9 protein-coding genes are annotated in these 18,167 nt (G+C 56.4%); 3 read left to right on the top strand and 6 right to left on the bottom strand.

Features of this window, described 5'->3' with window-relative positions:
* Positions 1-39 precede the first annotated feature (39 nt).
* The gene (locus tag L3068_RS17605; protein ID WP_117580953.1) at positions 40-10,677 is read right to left on the bottom strand and encodes a BapA/Bap/LapF family large adhesin; all 10,638 of its coding nucleotides are present in this window, start codon (positions 10,675-10,677) and stop codon (positions 40-42) included.
* Positions 10,678-11,441: 764 nt separating this feature from the next.
* Here L3068_RS17605 and L3068_RS17600 point away from each other — a divergent pair.
* From L3068_RS17600 to L3068_RS17590, 3 genes are read left to right on the top strand one after another with little or no spacing between them, the layout of a single operon-like run.
* Positions 11,442-11,969: a tetratricopeptide repeat protein gene (locus tag L3068_RS17600; protein ID WP_214602813.1), complete on the top strand. Its 528-nt coding sequence runs from the start codon at positions 11,442-11,444 to the stop codon at positions 11,967-11,969.
* A 7-nt stretch (positions 11,970-11,976) separates the two neighbouring features.
* Complete coding sequence (locus tag L3068_RS17595) at positions 11,977-12,507, top strand: sigma-70 family RNA polymerase sigma factor (protein WP_045281725.1); 531 nt, start codon at positions 11,977-11,979, stop codon at positions 12,505-12,507.
* Positions 12,504-13,295: an anti-sigma factor family protein gene (locus tag L3068_RS17590; RefSeq protein ID WP_071922961.1), complete on the top strand. Its 792-nt coding sequence runs from the start codon at positions 12,504-12,506 to the stop codon at positions 13,293-13,295. The genes L3068_RS17595 and L3068_RS17590 overlap by 4 nt, the downstream gene beginning before the upstream one ends.
* Here L3068_RS17590 and L3068_RS17585 read toward each other — a convergent pair.
* The 5 genes from L3068_RS17585 to L3068_RS17565 form a co-directional block, all read right to left on the bottom strand.
* The gene (locus L3068_RS17585; protein ID WP_117580951.1) at positions 13,287-13,847 is read right to left on the bottom strand and encodes a YceI family protein; all 561 of its coding nucleotides are present in this window, start codon (positions 13,845-13,847) and stop codon (positions 13,287-13,289) included. The two genes, L3068_RS17590 and L3068_RS17585, sit on opposite strands and share 9 nt — an antisense overlap.
* Before the next feature lie 104 nt (positions 13,848-13,951).
* A complete protein-coding gene (locus tag L3068_RS17580; protein ID WP_014884928.1) occupies positions 13,952-14,308 on the bottom strand; it encodes a KPN_00521 family repetitive protein in 357 nt (118 codons plus the stop codon).
* Between the two features lie 595 nt (positions 14,309-14,903).
* Positions 14,904-15,710 (bottom strand): ParA family protein, encoded by an 807-nt coding sequence (locus tag L3068_RS17575; RefSeq protein WP_236904758.1) that lies wholly within the window; start codon positions 15,708-15,710, stop codon positions 14,904-14,906.
* A 7-nt stretch (positions 15,711-15,717) separates the two neighbouring features.
* Positions 15,718-16,865 (bottom strand): IS3 family transposase gene (locus L3068_RS17570; RefSeq protein ID WP_089518920.1). Its coding sequence is split into 2 segments (ribosomal slippage): positions 15,718-16,628 and positions 16,628-16,865, totalling 1,149 coding nucleotides; the frame shifts between segments, so codons are not numbered across the junction.
* Positions 16,866-16,909: 44 nt separating this feature from the next.
* The gene (locus L3068_RS17565; RefSeq protein ID WP_236904757.1) at positions 16,910-17,209 is read right to left on the bottom strand and encodes a ParA family protein; all 300 of its coding nucleotides are present in this window, start codon (positions 17,207-17,209) and stop codon (positions 16,910-16,912) included.
* Positions 17,210-18,167 lie beyond the last annotated feature (958 nt).

The following is an 18,167-nucleotide window of genomic DNA, read 5'->3' as shown; positions in this document are numbered from 1 at the left end:
ATCCCCGGGCGCTGTGCGCCCGGGTTAGTACTACAGCTGTTATGTGGTAATGATGTGTTGCTGGTTAACGAGCTCGTCGTAGGTGGTTTGAACGCCATCAAGCGTCACGAGCGTGGTATTAGTGTAGGTGCTCCCTGCACCGTCACGGTCGATGGAGATCACGGTATTACCATTACTATTAGTGACATGGAGGTAGTTCCCGAGCGTGGAGGCGCTACCGTTCCAGCCCACCAGCAGGTCGCTAATGTCGATTTTATCCCCCTGCGCCAGCGAGAAGCCGGTCCAGTGGTCGCCCGCGGTGCTGCTGACGTTCCCCCCCGTGGCATTCCCTACCGTATTGTTCAGCACCTGGTAAATCAGCGTGTCGCCGTAGGCGGTGCCGGTAATGACGTCGTTGTGTTCAGAGCTGATGAACTGCGGCGCCATGTTGATGGTCAGCGAGGCGCTGTCCGTCTTCCCGGTGGCATCGGTCAGGGTGTAGTTGAAGGTCTCCTTCGAGGTCATGGATGAGAGCGATACCCCGCTGTTGAGGGTATAGGTGTAATGTCCGTCAGCGGCAATCGCCAGGGTGCCGTAATGGCCGGTGATATTGACGGTGGCGCTGCCGGTGTACGGATCCAGCGTGGTGGTCACGCCGTTGTAGCCGGTAATACTGACGCGTGTATCCACCGAGTGGAGCTGATCCAGCACGCCGCCCGAGTCGGTGCCGTCAAAGATATTGCCGTTGACGGTGTGAGTACCCGTGGCGTCAAAATCAGTCAGCGAGTAAGTGGTGCCGTTGACGCTTGGGGTAATGGTAATGTTCCCGACGCTCAGCCCCGGTACGCTACCGGTATAGCTCAGCGTGTAGGTCCCGGCGTTGAGATCCAGCCCGGTCAGCGGAACGTCAATACTGCCGTTCAGTAACGAAATGCCGCCGAAGGAGCCGCTGCGGATCACGCCCGAGCCGTCGCTGATTGTCCAGTTCACCGTCAGTCCGCCCAGCGACAGCAGCGAGGCCACGTTAAAGTGCAGCGAGGCGTTATGCAGCGCGGTGTTTGGATCCACCACAAAAGTTCCGCTGCCGCTACCCTGGGTTGACGAGAGCAAGGCCGTCGTCCAGCTTGCCGTACCCACGGTGGTATCGGAGTACGCTGACGTATGGTGTACTGACGTTACATCCATCACGGCGCTAACATCGTTCACCGCATTCATCGGCTGGGCGGTTGGAGTGATGTTGAGCGATGCCGTGTCTTTCGTGCCGTTTGGCGCGGTGACGGTATAGACGAAGGTATCCGGCGTGCTGATATGGTCCACACCGACACCACTCCTCAGGGTATAGGTGTACTGACCGGATGAATTAATGGTCAGCGTGCCGTATTCCCCCTGAATGGTGGTGGTGCCAGTGCCGTTGACCGCCACGCCGTTCACTTCGGTAACCAGCGTGCCTGCTGGAACCGGGTCATTCGCCAGCACGTCGCCCGTGGTCGTCTCGCTGATACTCGATACGCTGTAGACATGATCCTGCAGAACGCTCAGCGTGTAGGCCGTCAGGGCGGTGATCCCGGACGCGGTATTCAGCAGGAACAGGTACTCCCCGGCAGGCAATTGCAGCGTTAGCTGAGATGACGTGCCGCCCAGCAGCGGGGCACGCAGCCAGCCCGACTCGACGCGTACCTGCTCGAAAGTCTGGGTGGCGTTGTTAAATTTATAGACGTACAAATCAAACACCGACGCCAGCGCCACGCCGCCCACGGAGGCCTGGATGGTCATGGTGCGAGTGGTGCCTTCCTCCACGTTATAGATAATGGGGTTGGTCATATCGTCCAGCAGGTTAAGCCCCAGCGTGTTGCCGAGATTGATACCCACCAGGGTAAAGCCGCCCTGAGACGAGGTGCCGTTATTGATTTCGTGCACGCTGGTGTCGAAGGTCAGGGCGTTGGTATCGTCCACGGCGACAATGCCGTTACTGACGGTTCCCGTTCCGAGCGACACCACCAGCTGTGCCGAGGCGCTGACGCCGTTATGGGTGATGGTGTAGGTGAAGCTCTCTGTCCGGCCAATGACTGCCGCGCTGGTGTCGGTCAGGGTGTAGGAGTAGCTGCCGTCGCGGTTAATGGTCAGCGTACCGTATTGTCCCTGGACCACCGTCCCGTCTGCATTGATGTTGGTGGTAACACCTTGCGCATTCGTAACGGCGGAGATCGTGGTTCCGGCCGGGGCGTTGTCGCTGCCAGCGGTCGGGTCTGTATCCAGAATCACGTTCCCGTTGAGGCTGGTATCGCCCGTGACCGTGCCCGGACCGGTCTCTTTCACCGCCACGTCGAGGCTGGTGTAGGAGCCGGTCGCCAGCAGGTTGGTGTTATAGCTGAGCACACGGTAGTTGCCGTCAGCCAGCCCGGTCAGGTTCAGCGATACGCCGGTGGCACCGAGGGTCAGCAGGTCAGCAAACTGCGGCTGTCCGGTGTCCACCACGGTGGTCCAGGCGCCGTTGACGTAGTGCTGCACCACCAGCTCAAGGGTGTTAAGCAGAGAGAGCACAGCCCCCGTGGCGTTGGCGTTCACCACGATATCCGCGCTCCCGCCGTTGCCCACCGTGAAGTTCACCTGCGCGGTGTCGTTCCCGAGCAGCGTCAGGACGTTGCCCACGGCGCCGACCAGCAGGAAGCCGTAGTCGCTGTACTGGCTGTTGGTGACGGTGGCCGTGGTACTGAGATCCAACTCTTCGACGTTATTGCTGGCGGAGAGCGGCACCACCGGCGCGAGCGCCGAGCCGGGCAGCGAGGTGTTGCCCGCCGCGTCGGTGGCGGTGATCTGCAGCGTCTGGCCTTCGGTCTGTTTATTCGTAAAGGTATAGCTGTAGGTGCCGTTACTGCCCGCAATGGCGGTTACCGTTGAGCCGTCCGCAAGGCGGATACTGACGGTGCTACCTGCTTCGGCATTCCCGGTTAGCACGCTACCGTCGGCGTTGAAGGTCCCGGTCGGCGCCGTTGGGGCGGTCACGTCGACGATAACGGTTGTCGAGAGCGAGATCGGGCTGGTACCGGCTGAGTTGGTTGCCGTGGCGGTAAAGGCGTGTGCTCCCTCGCTTAATGCCGGGGTCGTAAAACTCCAGTTACCGCTGGCATCCGCCACTACCGTACCCATCGACACGCCGTTGTTATACAGCGTGACGGTGGCGTTCGGCTGTGCGGTGCCGCTCAGGGTTGGCGTGGTGTCATCGGTGGTTTTACCGTTGGTCAGCCCTCCGGTAACGCTACCGACGTTATCGTCAATGTTGGCGATAACCGGCGCGTTTGGAATGTTGGTTGATGGCGCAACCACCGAGGCGCTGACGCCAGCGTTACCTGCCTTATCGGTCGCGTAGACCAGCAGCGCTTCACCGTTGGTCTGCGCCGGGGTGAGGGTAGCACTAAAATTGCCGTTACCGTCTGCCGTCGCGGTACCGAGCACCGTTCCGGTACCGCTGGTGATGGTGACGGTGCTGCCCGCTTCAGCGGTACCGGTGACCTGGGTTCCGTTAGCGATCACCTGCAGGCTGGTCGGTGCGCCCGGTGCCGTCAGGTCAACCAGGATTGTGGTCACGGTCGATGGCGTGCTGGTATTGCCCGCGGCATCGGTGGCGGTGGCGGTGAAGCTGTGCGAACCTTCCGTCAGCGTGGTGGTGGTTTGCGCCAGCGTCCAGTTGCCGTTGGCATCGGCGGTGACAGTGCCAACCAGCGTGCTACCGTCGTAGATACGCACCGTCGCATTGGCTTCGGCGGTACCGCTCAACGCTGGTCGGGTGTCGTTGGTCGGGTTATTGCCCGTCACCGGCCCGGTAACGCTGCCCACGTCGTCTACAATCGCGCTGATTACCGGTGCGGCTGGCGCGGTGGCATCCACGTTGATCACATACCCGGTGGTGGGTGCGCTGGCGTTGCCCGCCGCATCGGTGGCGGTAAACGTCAGGCTGTGTTGACCATCGCTGAGCGCTGGGGATGGAGTAAAGCTCCAGTTACCGCCGGTGGCGACAACGCTGCCAATCTGCACGCCGTTATCGAAGATTTTCACCGTCGCGCCCGTTTCCGCCGTCCCGGTGAGGGTTGGCTGCGCGTCGTTGGTCAATCCGCCATTGGCGACAGGCGTGGCGGCATTCCCGACGTCATCCACAATGCTGCTCAGCACCGGCTGCGCAGGCGGCGTGGTGTCGATGGTCAGGTTGAAGGTCGCTGACGGCGCGCTGGTGTTACCTGCCGCATCCGTCGCCTGAGCCGTAAAGCTATGTAGACCGGTTGCCAGCGAGGTGGTCAGCAGAATGCTCCAGTTTCCGCTGGCATCCGCGGTACCGGTGCCCACCAGCGTCGTTCCTTCATAAATGTTCACCGTGGCAAACGGCTCGCTGGTACCAACGAGACGCGGAAGGGTGTCGTCGGTGCTTTGTCCAGAGCTGACAGGGCCGATGATCGTGCCCACGTCATCAACCGCCTGGCTGATAACCGGCGCGTTAGGCGCAGTGGTATCCACCACCAGCGTAAAGTCAGGCGATGCGGGGCTGACGTTGCCCGCCGCATCGGTGGCCGTGACGGACCAGGTGTGGCTACCATTCGCCAGCGCTGTGGACGGGGTAAAGCTCCACGCGCCGCTGCCGTCAGTCTGGGCGGTGCCGACCTGCAGCCCGTCCTGATAGACAGTGATGGTCGCGTTGGCCGCGGCTGTGCCGCTAAGGGTTGGGGTGGTGTCGTCCGTACTCTGCCCGGAGGAGAGCGGTGTCTGAACGCTGCCCACGTTATCGCTCGCGGTCAAAATGGACGGCGCTGTCGGTGCGGAGGTATCCACCGTCAGGTTAATCGGTGCCGACGTGCTGCCGGTATTGCCTGCAGTATCGGTGGCGTTGAAGGTGATGGCATGTGGCCCTTCCGTGAGCGCGGTACCCGGGGTGAAGGTCCAGTTCCCTTGAGCGTTGACGACCGCGGTACCAATCTCGCTGCCATCAACAATGATGTGCACCGTGGAACCGACTTCGCCCGTGCCGTTGAAGGTGGGTTTTGTGTCGTTGGTGCTGTTTCCGCTGGTGAGCGTCCCGGTGACCGGACCGACATCGTCAATCACGCTGGTGACCACCGGCGTGGAAGGACCTGCGGTATCAACCGTGAAGACGAAGACCGGCGAGTTGGCTGAGACGTTACCGGCGGCATCGCTGGCGTTGATGCGAATGTTATAGCTGCCATCTCCCAGCGCCGGATTAGGGGTAAAGCTCCAGTTGCCGTTACTGTCTACCGGTGCGGTACCGATTTCCACGCCATTGTTCAGGATGTGGATGGTACTGCCGACAGCGCCTGTCCCGCTGAGCGTTGGCGTGGTGTCATTGGTGACCTGGCCGGTGGTGAGATTACCGACAATCCCGCCCGCCACGTTGTCGCTGACGGTTTCCAGCACGGGGACCGTTGGCGCCGTCAGGTCAACCACCACGCTCCAGGCGTTTGACGACAGGCTGACGTTACCCTGCGGATCGGTGGCCTTGACGGTGAAGCTGTGTGGCCCTTCGACGAGGGCGGTCTCAGGCGTAAAGCTCCACGCGCCGGTACCGTCCGCCGTGACGATGCCAAGCTGCGTATTGCCATCAAAGATCGTCACCACGCTGTTCGCTTCCGCCGTACCGGAGAGGGTAGGCGTTGCGTCGTTGGTAGTATTGCCGCTGACCACGGTCGTGGCGGTGTTGCCGACATCATCGGTGACGTTAACAATCTCCGGGGTGGTGGAGCTGGTGTCAACCACGATGGTGAAGCCTGCCGATGGTACACTCTGGTTGCCCGCCGGATCGGTTTCACGGATGGTCAGGACGTTATTGCCCTCCGCCAGCGCGGACGGCGTGAAGCTCCAGTTACCCGTCTGGCCGACCACGGTGGTGCCCAGCAGGGTGCCGTTGCTGTAAATGGAGATAGTATCGCCCGCCGTGCCGCTACCGGTCAGGGTTGGGCGGTTGTCATTGGTGGTCTGCCCGTCCGTGAGTGGACCGGTGCCCGGGCCGACATCATCAATAACTGCGCCAATAGCAGGCGCATCAGGGGCGGTGAGATCAACAGTGACGGTCGCCACCGGCGAACGTCCGCTGGTTTCGCCATTCAGCGTGGCGGTGACCTCAAAGGTGTGCGCTCCTTCACCCAGCGGCAGAGCTGGCGTATAGCTCCAGTTGCCGTTTGCATCGGCGGTCACGGTTGGCAGCAGAACCTGCACGCCATCCTGATAGACAGTGATTATGCTGCCTGGCTCTGCCGTCCCGACAAGGGTCGGCGTCGTGTCGTTTGTGGTTTTGTCTTTCACATCGCCCGTGACCGGGGTCGTATCGTCGTTGATGACCGTAATGACGGGCACGTCCGGGAGGTTCGGCTGCGTACCGGTGACGGTATAGGAGGCTTCAGGGCTGAGATTCCCTGCGGCATCCGTGGCGGTGATGGTCAGCGCCGCGCCGTCCTGCTGGGCCGGGCTGAGCGCCACGGAGAAGTTGCCGCCGGAGACCACCCCGGTACCGATCATGTTACCGCTGGCGTCTTTGACGATAATGGTGGCGCCCTCTTCGCCGGTACCGGTCAGCGGCGTCCCCTGTGCGGCCACGCTGATATTGTCCGGCGCTGCCGGAAGCACGGTATCCACCGTGACGGCAAGCGGCGCAGAGTCTCCGGAAGCGTTACCTGCCGGGTCGACCGACGAGACGGTGAAGCTGTGTGGGCCTTCCGCCAGCGTGGTGTCGGCGGTCCAGCTCCAGGTCCCATCCGACTGGACGGTGACCTGTACTGTGGATGGCGTACCGTCCACGCTGACAATCACGGTGGAACCCGGCTCGCCGGTGCCGTTGAGGGTTGGCGTACCGTCGCGGGTGTAGAGCGTCCCGTTGGTGAGCTGGCTGTCTTCAACGCTGTTAATCAGCGGGATCTCAGGATCAGTGGTATCGACGGTGACGGTATAGACCGGGCTGAGTGTGCTGAGGTTACCCGCTGCGTCAACTGCCGCAACGGTGATGTTCAGCGGGCCATCCGTCTGTGTGGGCAGGGTCAAAGACCATTCGCCGTTAACCACAACCACGCTTCCAAGCTCGACGCCGTTGTTGTAGACGATCACCGTTTCACCCGTCACACCGGTTCCGCCGACGGTTGGTGTGGTATCTGTAGTAAAACCGCCATTCGGCTCACCGGCGACGGCGCTAATCACCGGGGTATCCGGTGCGATGGTATCGACGGTGATGGTGATCCCCGTAGAAGGGTCAGAGACGTTACCCGCCTCGTCGGTGGCGGTAGCGGTAAATTCGTGGCTGCCCTCGTCAATGGCGCTTTCAGGACGCCAGCTCCAGTTGCCGTTGCCGTCTACCGTGACATTACCCACGGCGGTTGGCGTGCCGCCATCAACGCTGTCGTAAATGGTAATCACGTCATTCGGCGTGCCGGTCCCACTCAGTACCGGACGCGGATCGTTGATGGTTTCGCCATCGGCAACCGGGCCGGTTATCTGGCTGACGCTGTCGGTAATGACCGGGACCGCGGGCGCAGCCGGCGCGTCGGTGTCGATGGTGATAGTCACCGGCTGGGACGGGGCGCTTTCGTTGCCCGCGCCGTCCTTGTTGGTGACGGTCAGGGTAATGTCATAGGTGCCGTTGGGCAGGTCGGTGGATGGCGTCCAGCTCCAGTTGCCGTCGCCGTCCACCACGGCGTCACCGATTTTGTCGGTGCCGTTGTAAATCGTCACCGTATCGCCCGGATTACCGGTACCGCTCAGCGTCGGCGTGGTATCACGGGTGGTTTCCCCCGGGTTCAGCGACGTGGGTGCTGAGCCATCCGGGTTTACGGTGATGGCTGGCGTGTCCGGTGTGGCCGGTGCGACGGTATCAATCACCAGCTCGAACGGATCCGAAATCGAGGTATTCCCGGCGGCATCTGTGGCATGGATCGTCAGCGAATGCGGGCCGTCGGTGAGCGGCGTGGTAGGGGTAAAGCTCCAGCCGCCGCTGCCGTCGAGCGTTGCGGTACCGAGCAGCGTGGTGCCGTCATACACGGTGATGACCGTGCCATCCGGGGCGCTCCCCTGAAGTAACGGCTGGGTGTCATCCGTGGTATCGCCGCTGCTGAGCGGGCCTTTAACGTCTCCGGCGTCGTCGATGACGGTTGCCAGCGTCGCGACCGGCGGTGGGGTGGTATCAACGGTAAAGGTAAATCCACCGGATACCGGGCTGGTGTTACCGGCGACGTCGGTGGCGATCGCGGTCAGGGTATGCGTGCCGTCGCCAACCGGCGTGGTGGGCGTAAAGGTCCACGCGCCGCTGCTACCGACCACCGCGGTGCCAATATCGACGCCATCCAGACGGATGGTGATCGTTGAGCCGGGTTCACCGGTACCGTTGAGCGTCGGCGTTGCGTCATTGGTGGTGTCGTTGACACCCACCGGGCCGGTGCCCCCAGGGACATTATCGACAAGCTGGGTGATGGCGGACGCATCAGGCGCCGTTCCGTCAATGGTAATGGTCCAGGCGTTTGAAACGTTACCGTTGCTTGATGTCGCCGTCAGTACATGGGCACCTTCGGCCAGCGGGGTGGATGGCGTAAAGGTCCACTGGCCAGATGATGGAACAACAACCGTGCCGAGGACGTCGCCGCCGCTATGGATGGTGATGGTCGAGCCTGGCTCCGCCGTGCCGTTCAGGGTAGGGGTGCGGTCATTGGTAATCCCATTCTGGCTGATGGGGCCTGTGACGCCGGGTTGATCATCCACCACAGAGAGGATATCGGGTGTTGTGTCCGGTGCGGTGAGGGACGCAGCCGGACTCTGGTTGCCCGCCGCGTCAGTGGCTACCACCGAAAGCTGCTCGCCGTTTGTTTGTGCAGGCGAAAGGGTCGCAACAAAGTTACCGTTGCCGTCAGTGGTGGCGCGGCCAATCACGTCGCCGTTGCTGTTGGTGATGACGATTTTGCTGCCTGGCTCGGCGGTGCCGGTAACCTGGGTTCCCACCGGGTTAATGGCAATAACGGGCAGCGCCGGTGGCGTGGTATCCACGGTAAAGTTCACCGGCTGCGATTCTGCGCTCTGGTTGCCCGCCGCATCGGTTTGTTTAATGGTGATTGAGTGCGGGCCTTCCGCGAGCGGGTTGTCTGGCCTGAGACTCCAGGTGCCGTTTGGCAGCACGGTGGTTTGCCCAATTAGCACACCATTGTCATAGACCTGGATTGTGCCGCCAGGCTCTCCCCGTCCCGCCAGCAGTGGTTCAGAGGAGTCGGTGAACTGGCCAGCGGTAATTGCGCCTTTAATGGCCCCGGTCTCATCGCTCAGTACAATCGCCGTGGGCGTTGCCGGAGGGGTGAGATCCACGGTGAGGGTGAATACCGGAGAGGCGGGTCCGGTGTTGCCAGCGGCATCGGTTGCCCGAATGGTGAACTGGTGGGTGCTTTCACCAAGATTGACCGATGGCGTGAAGGTCCACGTGCCGTTGCTGCCGGTGACCGCCGTGCCAATAGCGACAGAGCCGTCATAGATGGTTACGGTGGAGCCTGGTTCGGCGGTACCCGAGAGCTGAGGACGCGGATCGTTAGTGCTGCCTCCGCTGCTTACTGTTCCTTTGCCGGGATCAATATCGTCCGTTGCGCTGCTAATGGTGGGCGCGCCGGGCGCAACCGTATCGACAACAAAACTGACGGCAGTGGATGCCGGGCTGGTATTGCCTGCCGCATCGGTCGCGGTTGTGGTAATGGTGTGGCTGCCGTTGGCGAGATCGGTGGTGGGGGTAAAGCTCCAGCTACCTTTAGCATCCACCGTAGTGGTGCCAATCTGCTTGCCGTTATCGTAGAGAGTGATGGTGCTGCCTGGCTCGCCGATACCGCTGAAGGTCGGGCGGGCATCATCGGTGCGCTGGCCGTTTTCCAGCGGGCCCGCTTTGTCGCCGGCATCGTCATTTACCAGCAGGATGTCCGGGGCATCCGGCGCGGTGGTGTCCGGAGCGGTTACGGTCGTGCCCGGGCTGGTATTCCCGGAGGAATCCGTCGCGGTGGCAGTAATTTGTTCGCCGTTAGTCAGCGGCGTCCCCAGGTCGATGGTGAATTTACCGTCGCTGCCGGTTTTACCGGTGCCGATGACGTTGCCGTCGGCGTCTTTCAGCGTGATGGTACTGCCCGGTTCGGCGGTACCGGAGACGGTTTTACCATCCGGCGAGAACTGAAGGCCGGATGGCGCATTCGGAGGAGTGGTATCCGGATCGGAAGGGTTTGTCGGCGTGCCGGGGTTGCTGCCGTTGTCATCATCGTCACCCCCCCCGCCACCACCACCGGAGCTTGCCGCCGCCGCGATGCCACCGGCGGCAACAATACCACCCAGCGCCCATGGCCAGATGGCCGCGCCACCGGTATCACTTCCGGATGCCGCAAGCAGCACGTCTGTCGACGCGATAGATTCATACGTGGCGGCCCCGGCAGGATCTTCTATCCACCATAACGCACCGTCGCTGTCCTGGAGTACCAGCTGGCTTACGCCCTGCGCGTCCGTGACGTAGAAATTTTTAAGGGTTATTACTTCCCCTGAGTGCAGTGTCACCACCAGATCGTTACCACTTCGCGCGAAATGGGAGACATCAGCTCGCTCTACATGAAGCTCAACGATAGAGGAATGGCTCAGCGTAACCTGTGTGCCTTCCGTCGTCGTTTCCACGCCAGTAAGTTTTGATATAACAGAGATTTGGCTCATTTCGTTATGACTCCAGCAGAGTTACCGTGAACGGCGAGCAAGACGAGCCATCTCTGTAGAAGGTAAAGGGCGCCCCCGGCGGAGTGACTGTTAATTAAACAGTCCTCACCGTCTTTTTTAGAGCGAACGATGCCCGCCAGAATTCAGAGTGGCAACATCAGAGCGAATCTAATTACATATGAAAGAAATACGTTTTATTTGTGTTTTGCGTCTTTTAAAACCCTGTAATTAATAGAGGAATTCGTTTTGAGGAGATAAAAATGATATAGCCAGAAAACTCTGAATGTGCAAATTAAGCTTGCGTAAATAAAGGGGTAAACAATGAAGAGGGCATTAATGTATTGATGGTGTTTATTGATGTGTTTTTCTATCGTTATGTTTTTAATGTCTTTTTATTTTCCGTGTGTTGTGACTTAGTCATCCTGAAGATGCAGTGTAATTATTGGTGGGAGATGTTTTAAATATAATTTAAATTGTGATTATTTAATCATGCTTAATGTGTGTTTAAGTTAGGGTAACGTTTTTGATATAAGATATATTATATCACCGGTGTAATAAAATATATTCTTGTAGGGGGTTAAAACTCTGCTAGCGGTTGCAGGATAATAATAATGGGAAGATAGATATAAAATAACCTGATTTATTTTCAATGTGATTACGTCGCAGGCATGATTTTCTGGACGGTAAAAAATCGCGGAAGAATGAATAAAAACCGCCGGTCGGGCGTTTACTGACGTCACTCCCTTCTAACCCAGGAGCTTTATATGAACACGACCTCGTTTCGCCTGATCCCGGTGCTGATTTTTTCCCTGCTGTCTCCGCTGGCGCTGGCAATGGGCGATAATAGTACCGAGAGCAAAACGCCCGACTGTCCTTCCGGACAGGTGTATGACAGCGCCACCCAGAAATGCGTGCCGGACAAGAGCAGCAGCCTCAGCGATCAGGACAAAACCAACTATGCGTACCATCTCGCGAAGAAAGGGGAGTACCAGGCGGCGCTGAATCTGCTTGATTCACTGAAAAATAGCAATACGGCTGAAGCGTGGAACTATCGCGGGTTCGCCACGCGCAAACTTGGCCGTACGGACGAAGGCATTGGTTACTACCAGCGCGCGCTGGCTATCGCACCGGATTATGCCAAAGCCCGGGAGTATCTCGGTGAAGCGTGGATGGTAAAAGGACGACCCGATCTCGCGAAAGAACAACTGAAGGTGATTCCCGGTATTTGTGGCCAGTCCTGCGAGGAGTATCGCGACCTGCAGGCCGCCATCAACGGACATCCGGAATCCTGATTTTCTCGTGGAGGGAAAACTCATCGCAACCAGTGAGGTTCGTCAACAGTTAGCCGCACACCTGTCGCGTCTCTGGCGCTATGGACTGGTGTTGTCGCGCAACAGGGATATCGCCGAAGAGCTGGTTCAGTCCACCTGCGTGCGTGCGCTTGAAAAAAGCAGCCAGTATACGCCGGGCACACGCATCGACAGGTGGCTGTTCGCGATCCTGCACTCCATCTGGATCTCTGAACTTCGGGCGCGATACGTGCGTCAGGGGCAGGGATTTGTGGCCAGCGACGAACTCCTCGCGCCGGATACCCGCGAACAGGATGAGACGCGCCTGCATTATCTGAAGGTGATGCAGCGCGTTAACGCCTTGCCCGAAGCCCAGCGTAACGCGGTATTTTTGGTTTATGTCGAAGGCTTTACCTACCAGGAGGCGGCGGACACGCTGGCAGTGCCGATCGGTACCGTGATGAGCCGGCTGGCCACGGCACGGGCTCGGCTTGCCAGGTCCGTCGACGCACTGCCTCCGGTAAAGGAGAAACGTTCTTGAACGCGCACCGTTTTGCACCGCCCTATAACGACGACGCTATCGTGGCATGGATAGATGGCGAGATGTGCCGCGCCGACGCACAGCAATTTGAAGAGCATTTAAACAGTGACGAACGCCTCTCCGGGCGAACCGCCGAACTGATGAAAAGCAGCCAGGATTACGCCGGGGCGTTTGCCTCCCTGCTGGATGATGCGCCTCTTGAGACGATGCAGGCGCGTCTGACGGCGCTTCCTGACCCACGGCCCTCCACGCCAGCTGGCGTCAGCAGGCGGGCGCTGATTGCCGCGTCGGTCAGCTTTTTGATGGTCGGCTCCGGGCTGGGCTACCTGCTGCGGCCCGCTTCCGCGCCAGCGGATGAGAACGCCCATATTCGCGACCTCGAAGCGCAATATATGTCCCTGTACAGCGTCGAGACGCTGCTGGATATGGACAGCGCAGCGCCGGTCCTGCAGCGCGGGCTCGAACGGGCGGCGCAGGATATCGGCATGAAGCTAACTATGTCGCAGCTTATTCTGCGAGGGGCTGAGCTTAAAATGGTGCGCATGCTGCGCTATGAAACGACCTCTATCGCGCAGATTGCCTGGCTCAACGCCGACTACGGCCCAATGGCGCTCTGTATCTCGCCTGTCGATGAGAAGGCGACGGCCTCGCTCCGCCAGGAGCAGCGGCACAGCATGAACCTGGCGTGGTGGCAGGATGCGGGCTATCAGTTTGTCCTGATTGGCCGCAATCCGCCGTCTCACCTGCGGGCAAACGCGGAGCAGCTACAGCGCCTCATCTCAGGATGACGGCACATCGTTCGTCTTGATTGCAATGGCAATGGCTATACGATCGTCCACGACCAGCGCAAACTTATCCATTCCATAGGATGCGCGCGAGATCGCCGTGGTGGCATCAAGCCGGGGGGACTGTGCATGCGGGTCTTTCAACACGGCCTCCAGGATCACCGGCCGGGCAATGTTTCGTACGATCAGCGTGCCGAACACCCTGAACCGCCCGGCGCCCAGGGCGACCACGCGTGAGCTGATGAACTCGATGGTCGGGTAGCGCTCGGATTCAAAAAACATGTCGCTTTTCAGCTGCCAGGTGAGCAATTTGTTAGAAGCCACCAGAGTTGATACGGGAATGGTGACGTGAATATGGTCGTCGACGTCGTTATCCGGGTTGAGCGTCACGGCACCCGTCACGCCGCTGAACGTCGCCCAGGAGAGAATGCCGCCGAAGGCATGCCACGATAGCCGAATAGCGGTGTTATCGCTGTCGATAAGATAGCTTTTTGGGGCGGCGTACAGGGAAGGACATAACAGAAGGGCGGTCAGAATGGCAAAAAGGCGATACATAGTGGTTTCTCCGATAAACGCGCACTGCGTAAACGCCTGAGGGGCTAATTGTATTCGAAGAAATAAAAAAGGCCGCAAGCGCGGCCCTTTTTTGAGCGTAAAGATTACTCAGTGACTTTCTTTTCCAGCTCGCTGGCACCTTCTTTGGTTTTGTTCCAGCCTTTCTCAGCGCCTTCTTTAGTGGCATCCCACCCTTTCTCGGTGCCTTCTTTGGTTTTATGCCAGGCTTTCTGGGAATCTTCGCTGACCTTGCTGCCCAGGCTTTCGCTTTTACCTTCTGCAGCATGCTGCTGTTTCAGCTTCAGCTCTTCACCTTTGTTCTGCTCTTCGTGCAGTTTTTGCTTCGCCTCATTGGCGTTTGCGTTCGCTGCCGCGACGGTATCATCAGTTGCATGTGTGGTCGCAGCAAATACTGGGGAAGCCAGCAGAACGGCAGATAATGCGATAATTGTTTTTTTCATAATATCCTCATTTAACGTTTTCGGTTATGAGCGTGATTCAGCTTGGCACAGGCGAAGCGGGATGGCTTTAGGAAAAAACTGTAATGAGATCAATGCATCCTGACGCGGGGTATTTTGCCTAAGGATTATCCAAAGGATAAAACGCCTATTTCTGCGAGGGCGGCGAGGGTCAGGAGAATGAAAAGTATGACGGTTATGGGTCTGTACATGGTGGGGTTCCTTCCGTGTGGGGCGGCTAATCCGTAGCGCTGGGTGGTGTAGGTTATTTTCCACAGGAGATGGGGGAGGGTGTTGATGCTTGTCAATGCCAGAGGAGTACAACATAAACTACTGGCCGGTGGATACTGTGTGGATTCAATCTATACAGCAGTGAAGACAATAAACAGGTACAAAAAAGCCCACAGGGCTTGCGCCGTGCGGGCTTTCAGGACTTCATCGGATGACTCTGGTAATCACCGATGGAGAATTTTGGTGGGCTGGCTGAAAGCGACACCAAATACTAACTATCTGATTCTTTGAGCAATGTAGCGGGAATCAATGTCACAGCAGTATGGCACACCAAACTTGCTAATTTCAAGTGAGGAATACGTTAGTATTAAAAAGTGGCCACTAAATCACTCATGTTGTTACGTGCCTCTAGGTATCTAGCTCTAACGACATTTACATTCTGACCATCCGGCATTGTGTAATTTGTCTGATAGGGTAGTAAAAATAGCGGAATACCAAGACTTGCGGATACTTTTCCAGAAGTATGGAAATCTTTAACTTCAGAAAGGTAGTTATTGCTCCAATCGGCCACATTGTTAACTGGTGTTTGCGAAGGGCTAAATAAATGATTGTGGTGGCTATATAGTTGATAACCGAATAGCGATAAATCATTCTGTATTGAATTATAAGCCGTTGCAACACCAACATTTGTGGTAAAGTTATTGAAAACAAAACGGTCCATTTTGGGGAGGCTTAATTGATATTGTGCGACTTGGCTATGGAAGGTAACAATATTCTGAGCATAAGTCTGAGATGCTGCAGTGGGATAAATTCCATAAAGTAAAGTTGTTATTCCTTTTAGCCCCTCAAGAGATGAGTAGTCTGCCATCATCGGAATAACCAACCTGTCTGATGAGACAAGGGCCATTTGAGTATATATAGAAAAACTGGGGTTGCAATCAATAAAAACTACTAAATTATCATATTGCTGACTATCGAACTCAAGCGTACAGAGTCTTCTCAATGCAGTCATGAATTCTGGCCAGGCATTTCTATTCGCCGGGTTAATAACTGCATAGCTAAGAGCTAAGGTTAAAGACTCTAAAAACGAATCACCAGCAATTAGATATAGATTATCACTCAAGCGGTTATTGTATTGGTTAACTTGGACTTTAAATGAACGGTGAATCGCCACGGATAATCTAGACACTTCCTAGCCGTTGATAATACTGGTTTTCATATTCTGTCGGTGACATCTGATCGCTGGAACCATGCCGACGCTTACTGTTATAAAACATTTCGATGTAATCAAAAATATCGCTGCGGGCTTCTTCCCGCGTTCCGTAGATCTTTTTCTTTATCCGTTCGCGTTTCAACAACTGGAAAAAGCTTTCTGCAACCGCATTATCATGGCAGTTACCGCGACGGCTCATGCTGCCCTCCAGGCCGTGTGATTTCAGGAACGACTGCCACTCATGGCTTGTGTACTGACTGCCCTGATCCGAATGAACCAGCACCTGTTTTTGGGGATTACGGCGCCATACAGCCATCAGCAGTGCGTTCAGGACAATGTCCTTTGTCATCCGGGATTGCATGGACCAGCCGATAATTTTGCGTGAGAACAGATCAACAACCACGGCAAGATACAGCCAGCCTTCGTGGGTCCTGATGTAGGTTATGTCCGTTACCCAACGCTTATCCGGAGCATCCGGATTGAACTGTCGCTGGAGCCTGTTGGGCGACACGATACTGGCCTCGCCTTTACGTGCCCGCGGGCTCCGGTATCCGACCTGAGCCTTTATCCCGACACGTTTCATCAGTCGCCAGACTCTGTTCACTCCGCACTGTTGCCCGCTGTCACGCAGATCCAGATGGATTTTGCGATAACCATAGACGCATCCCGATTCCAGCCAGAACTGTTTAATCTGTCCTGTCAGTCTCAGGTCTGCCTGATGGCGTTGTGAATGCGGCTGCTGAAGCCAGGCGTAAAAACCACTGGGATGAACATCCAGCACCCGACAGAGCAGGCGAACAGGCCAGCAACAGGTGTTGTCACGGATAAAGGCGTACCTCAGTCGGACAGCTTTGCGAAGTACGCCGCGGCTTTTTTTAATATGTCCCGTTCGTCGGTAACCCGCTTCAGCTCTTTCTGGAGACGGCGGATCTCGGCCTGAGCATCTGACTGTTCTTTATTAGCGGAAGAATCCGGACCGTACTTCTTTATCCAGGCGTAAAGGCTGTGGGTGGTGATATCGAGACGTGTTGCAACGCTGGCAACAGAATAACCGCGATCAACAACCTGTTTGACTGCTTCAATTTTAAACTCTTCGGGATAACGCTTACCGCTCATGGGCACCTCTCTTTAAGCCATCTTAAATGACTCTGAGGTGTCTGTTAAACCCGTGGCGATTCACGGCGTATGTTTGTGAAGTTTGAATTACCTTTTAGTAACCAATCGAAAAAACCAACAACATTCCCTCTGGTCTGCTGAGCTTGTAGGGTCTGGTTGTTCCTATATCCGTTATGTGCTCCACCTAGCAAGTATTGCGAAATGTTTGCTTGCGGGCACATATCGATTACTAGAACCTGAGTTCTTGGATTATTATATGCATATTGTGATGCAATATTAAATCCTAATGTGGTTTTTCCTACACCGCCTTTATTATTATACATTGAATATATAGTAATGCTCATTTCTATGTCCTTATTGGGATTCAAGTATTATGCCGTGAGTAGTTAAATGGGTGAAATGTCTCTAGTCATGTGGTGACCACCCATGAGGATTGTCTCTCAATATTGTTGTTAAAAGCAAATTCCGTGAGCGCGACAATGTTATCTTATTGATTTTTATCGATAAATATTTTCTTGCGGTTGTGGGTTATAGATGCGTAATTGTAAGACTTTTCTCCTTAAGCAAAATTTACTTTCAAATAAAACCTTAAAGAGATGAATCCAACTCCTAACTGGAAGCTGAATTCATTTATGGCTGGGGGCTATTTCCAACTACAAGCTCTCCAGTCCCCTTTATCCCATAAGTAGAAACGGACCACACCGTTTTTCACCAGAGGAAGAATTTTGGCTCTTACCTCCCCGTTGCTGAAAGTGAGGATTGCCCCTTCGTTATCTATCTGTTTTCGTGATCTCCGTGCGAGGGTTCCGTAATCTTTGACTGTGAGGTAACCGTCATCCAACGTCTTGTTCATGTGCACATTTCGTCCTCCCAGCTACGTTACGGAAGTCTTGTAAGTTTGCATAAGGTTTAATGCCGTGAACAATGCTTGCAAACTCAATCTTATCGATGAGCTCCTTCATACAAGTAACATCGGTTAACAATGAACTACCATAGGGGCTACCTTGATGTCCCATTAAACGGTTTAGGTATTCATCAGTTGCATTCAGCATTACTAACTTGTCGCGAAAAGCGTGTCTGAAGGTATAAAGAGTTGAACTCGGATCTAGGCCCTGCTTACCGCGAATGTTACGGTTAAACCACTCTCCGGGTTTATGTGAGTGGTAGCCTTTGATCGCCTTAATCTCTGGGAATAGTCGGCTGTTTCCACCTACCAAAGTGCGGAAATCATGTACATATCTCAAGAAGCCAATTTCCAGTAGACACTTATGCAGAGGGATATAGCGTAAGGCGTTGGGCGTT

This window comes from Enterobacter cloacae complex sp. ECL414 (assembly GCF_021869685.1).
Classification (GTDB): domain Bacteria; phylum Pseudomonadota; class Gammaproteobacteria; order Enterobacterales; family Enterobacteriaceae; genus Enterobacter; species Enterobacter kobei.
This window is presented reverse-complemented; position numbering and strand designations above follow the sequence as displayed.

Coding starts and splice junctions, on each gene's coding strand:
- L3068_RS17605 (WP_117580953.1), bottom strand. CDS start 10,677: ATGAGCCAAATCTCTGTTATATCAAAACTTACTGGCGTGGAAACGACG.
- L3068_RS17600 (WP_214602813.1), top strand. CDS start 11,442: ATGAACACGACCTCGTTTCGCCTGATCCCGGTGCTGATTTTTTCCCTG.
- L3068_RS17565 (WP_236904757.1), bottom strand. CDS start 17,209: ATGAGCATTACTATATATTCAATGTATAATAATAAAGGCGGTGTAGGA.
- L3068_RS17580 (WP_014884928.1), bottom strand. CDS start 14,308: ATGAAAAAAACAATTATCGCATTATCTGCCGTTCTGCTGGCTTCCCCA.
- L3068_RS17585 (WP_117580951.1), bottom strand. CDS start 13,847: ATGTATCGCCTTTTTGCCATTCTGACCGCCCTTCTGTTATGTCCTTCC.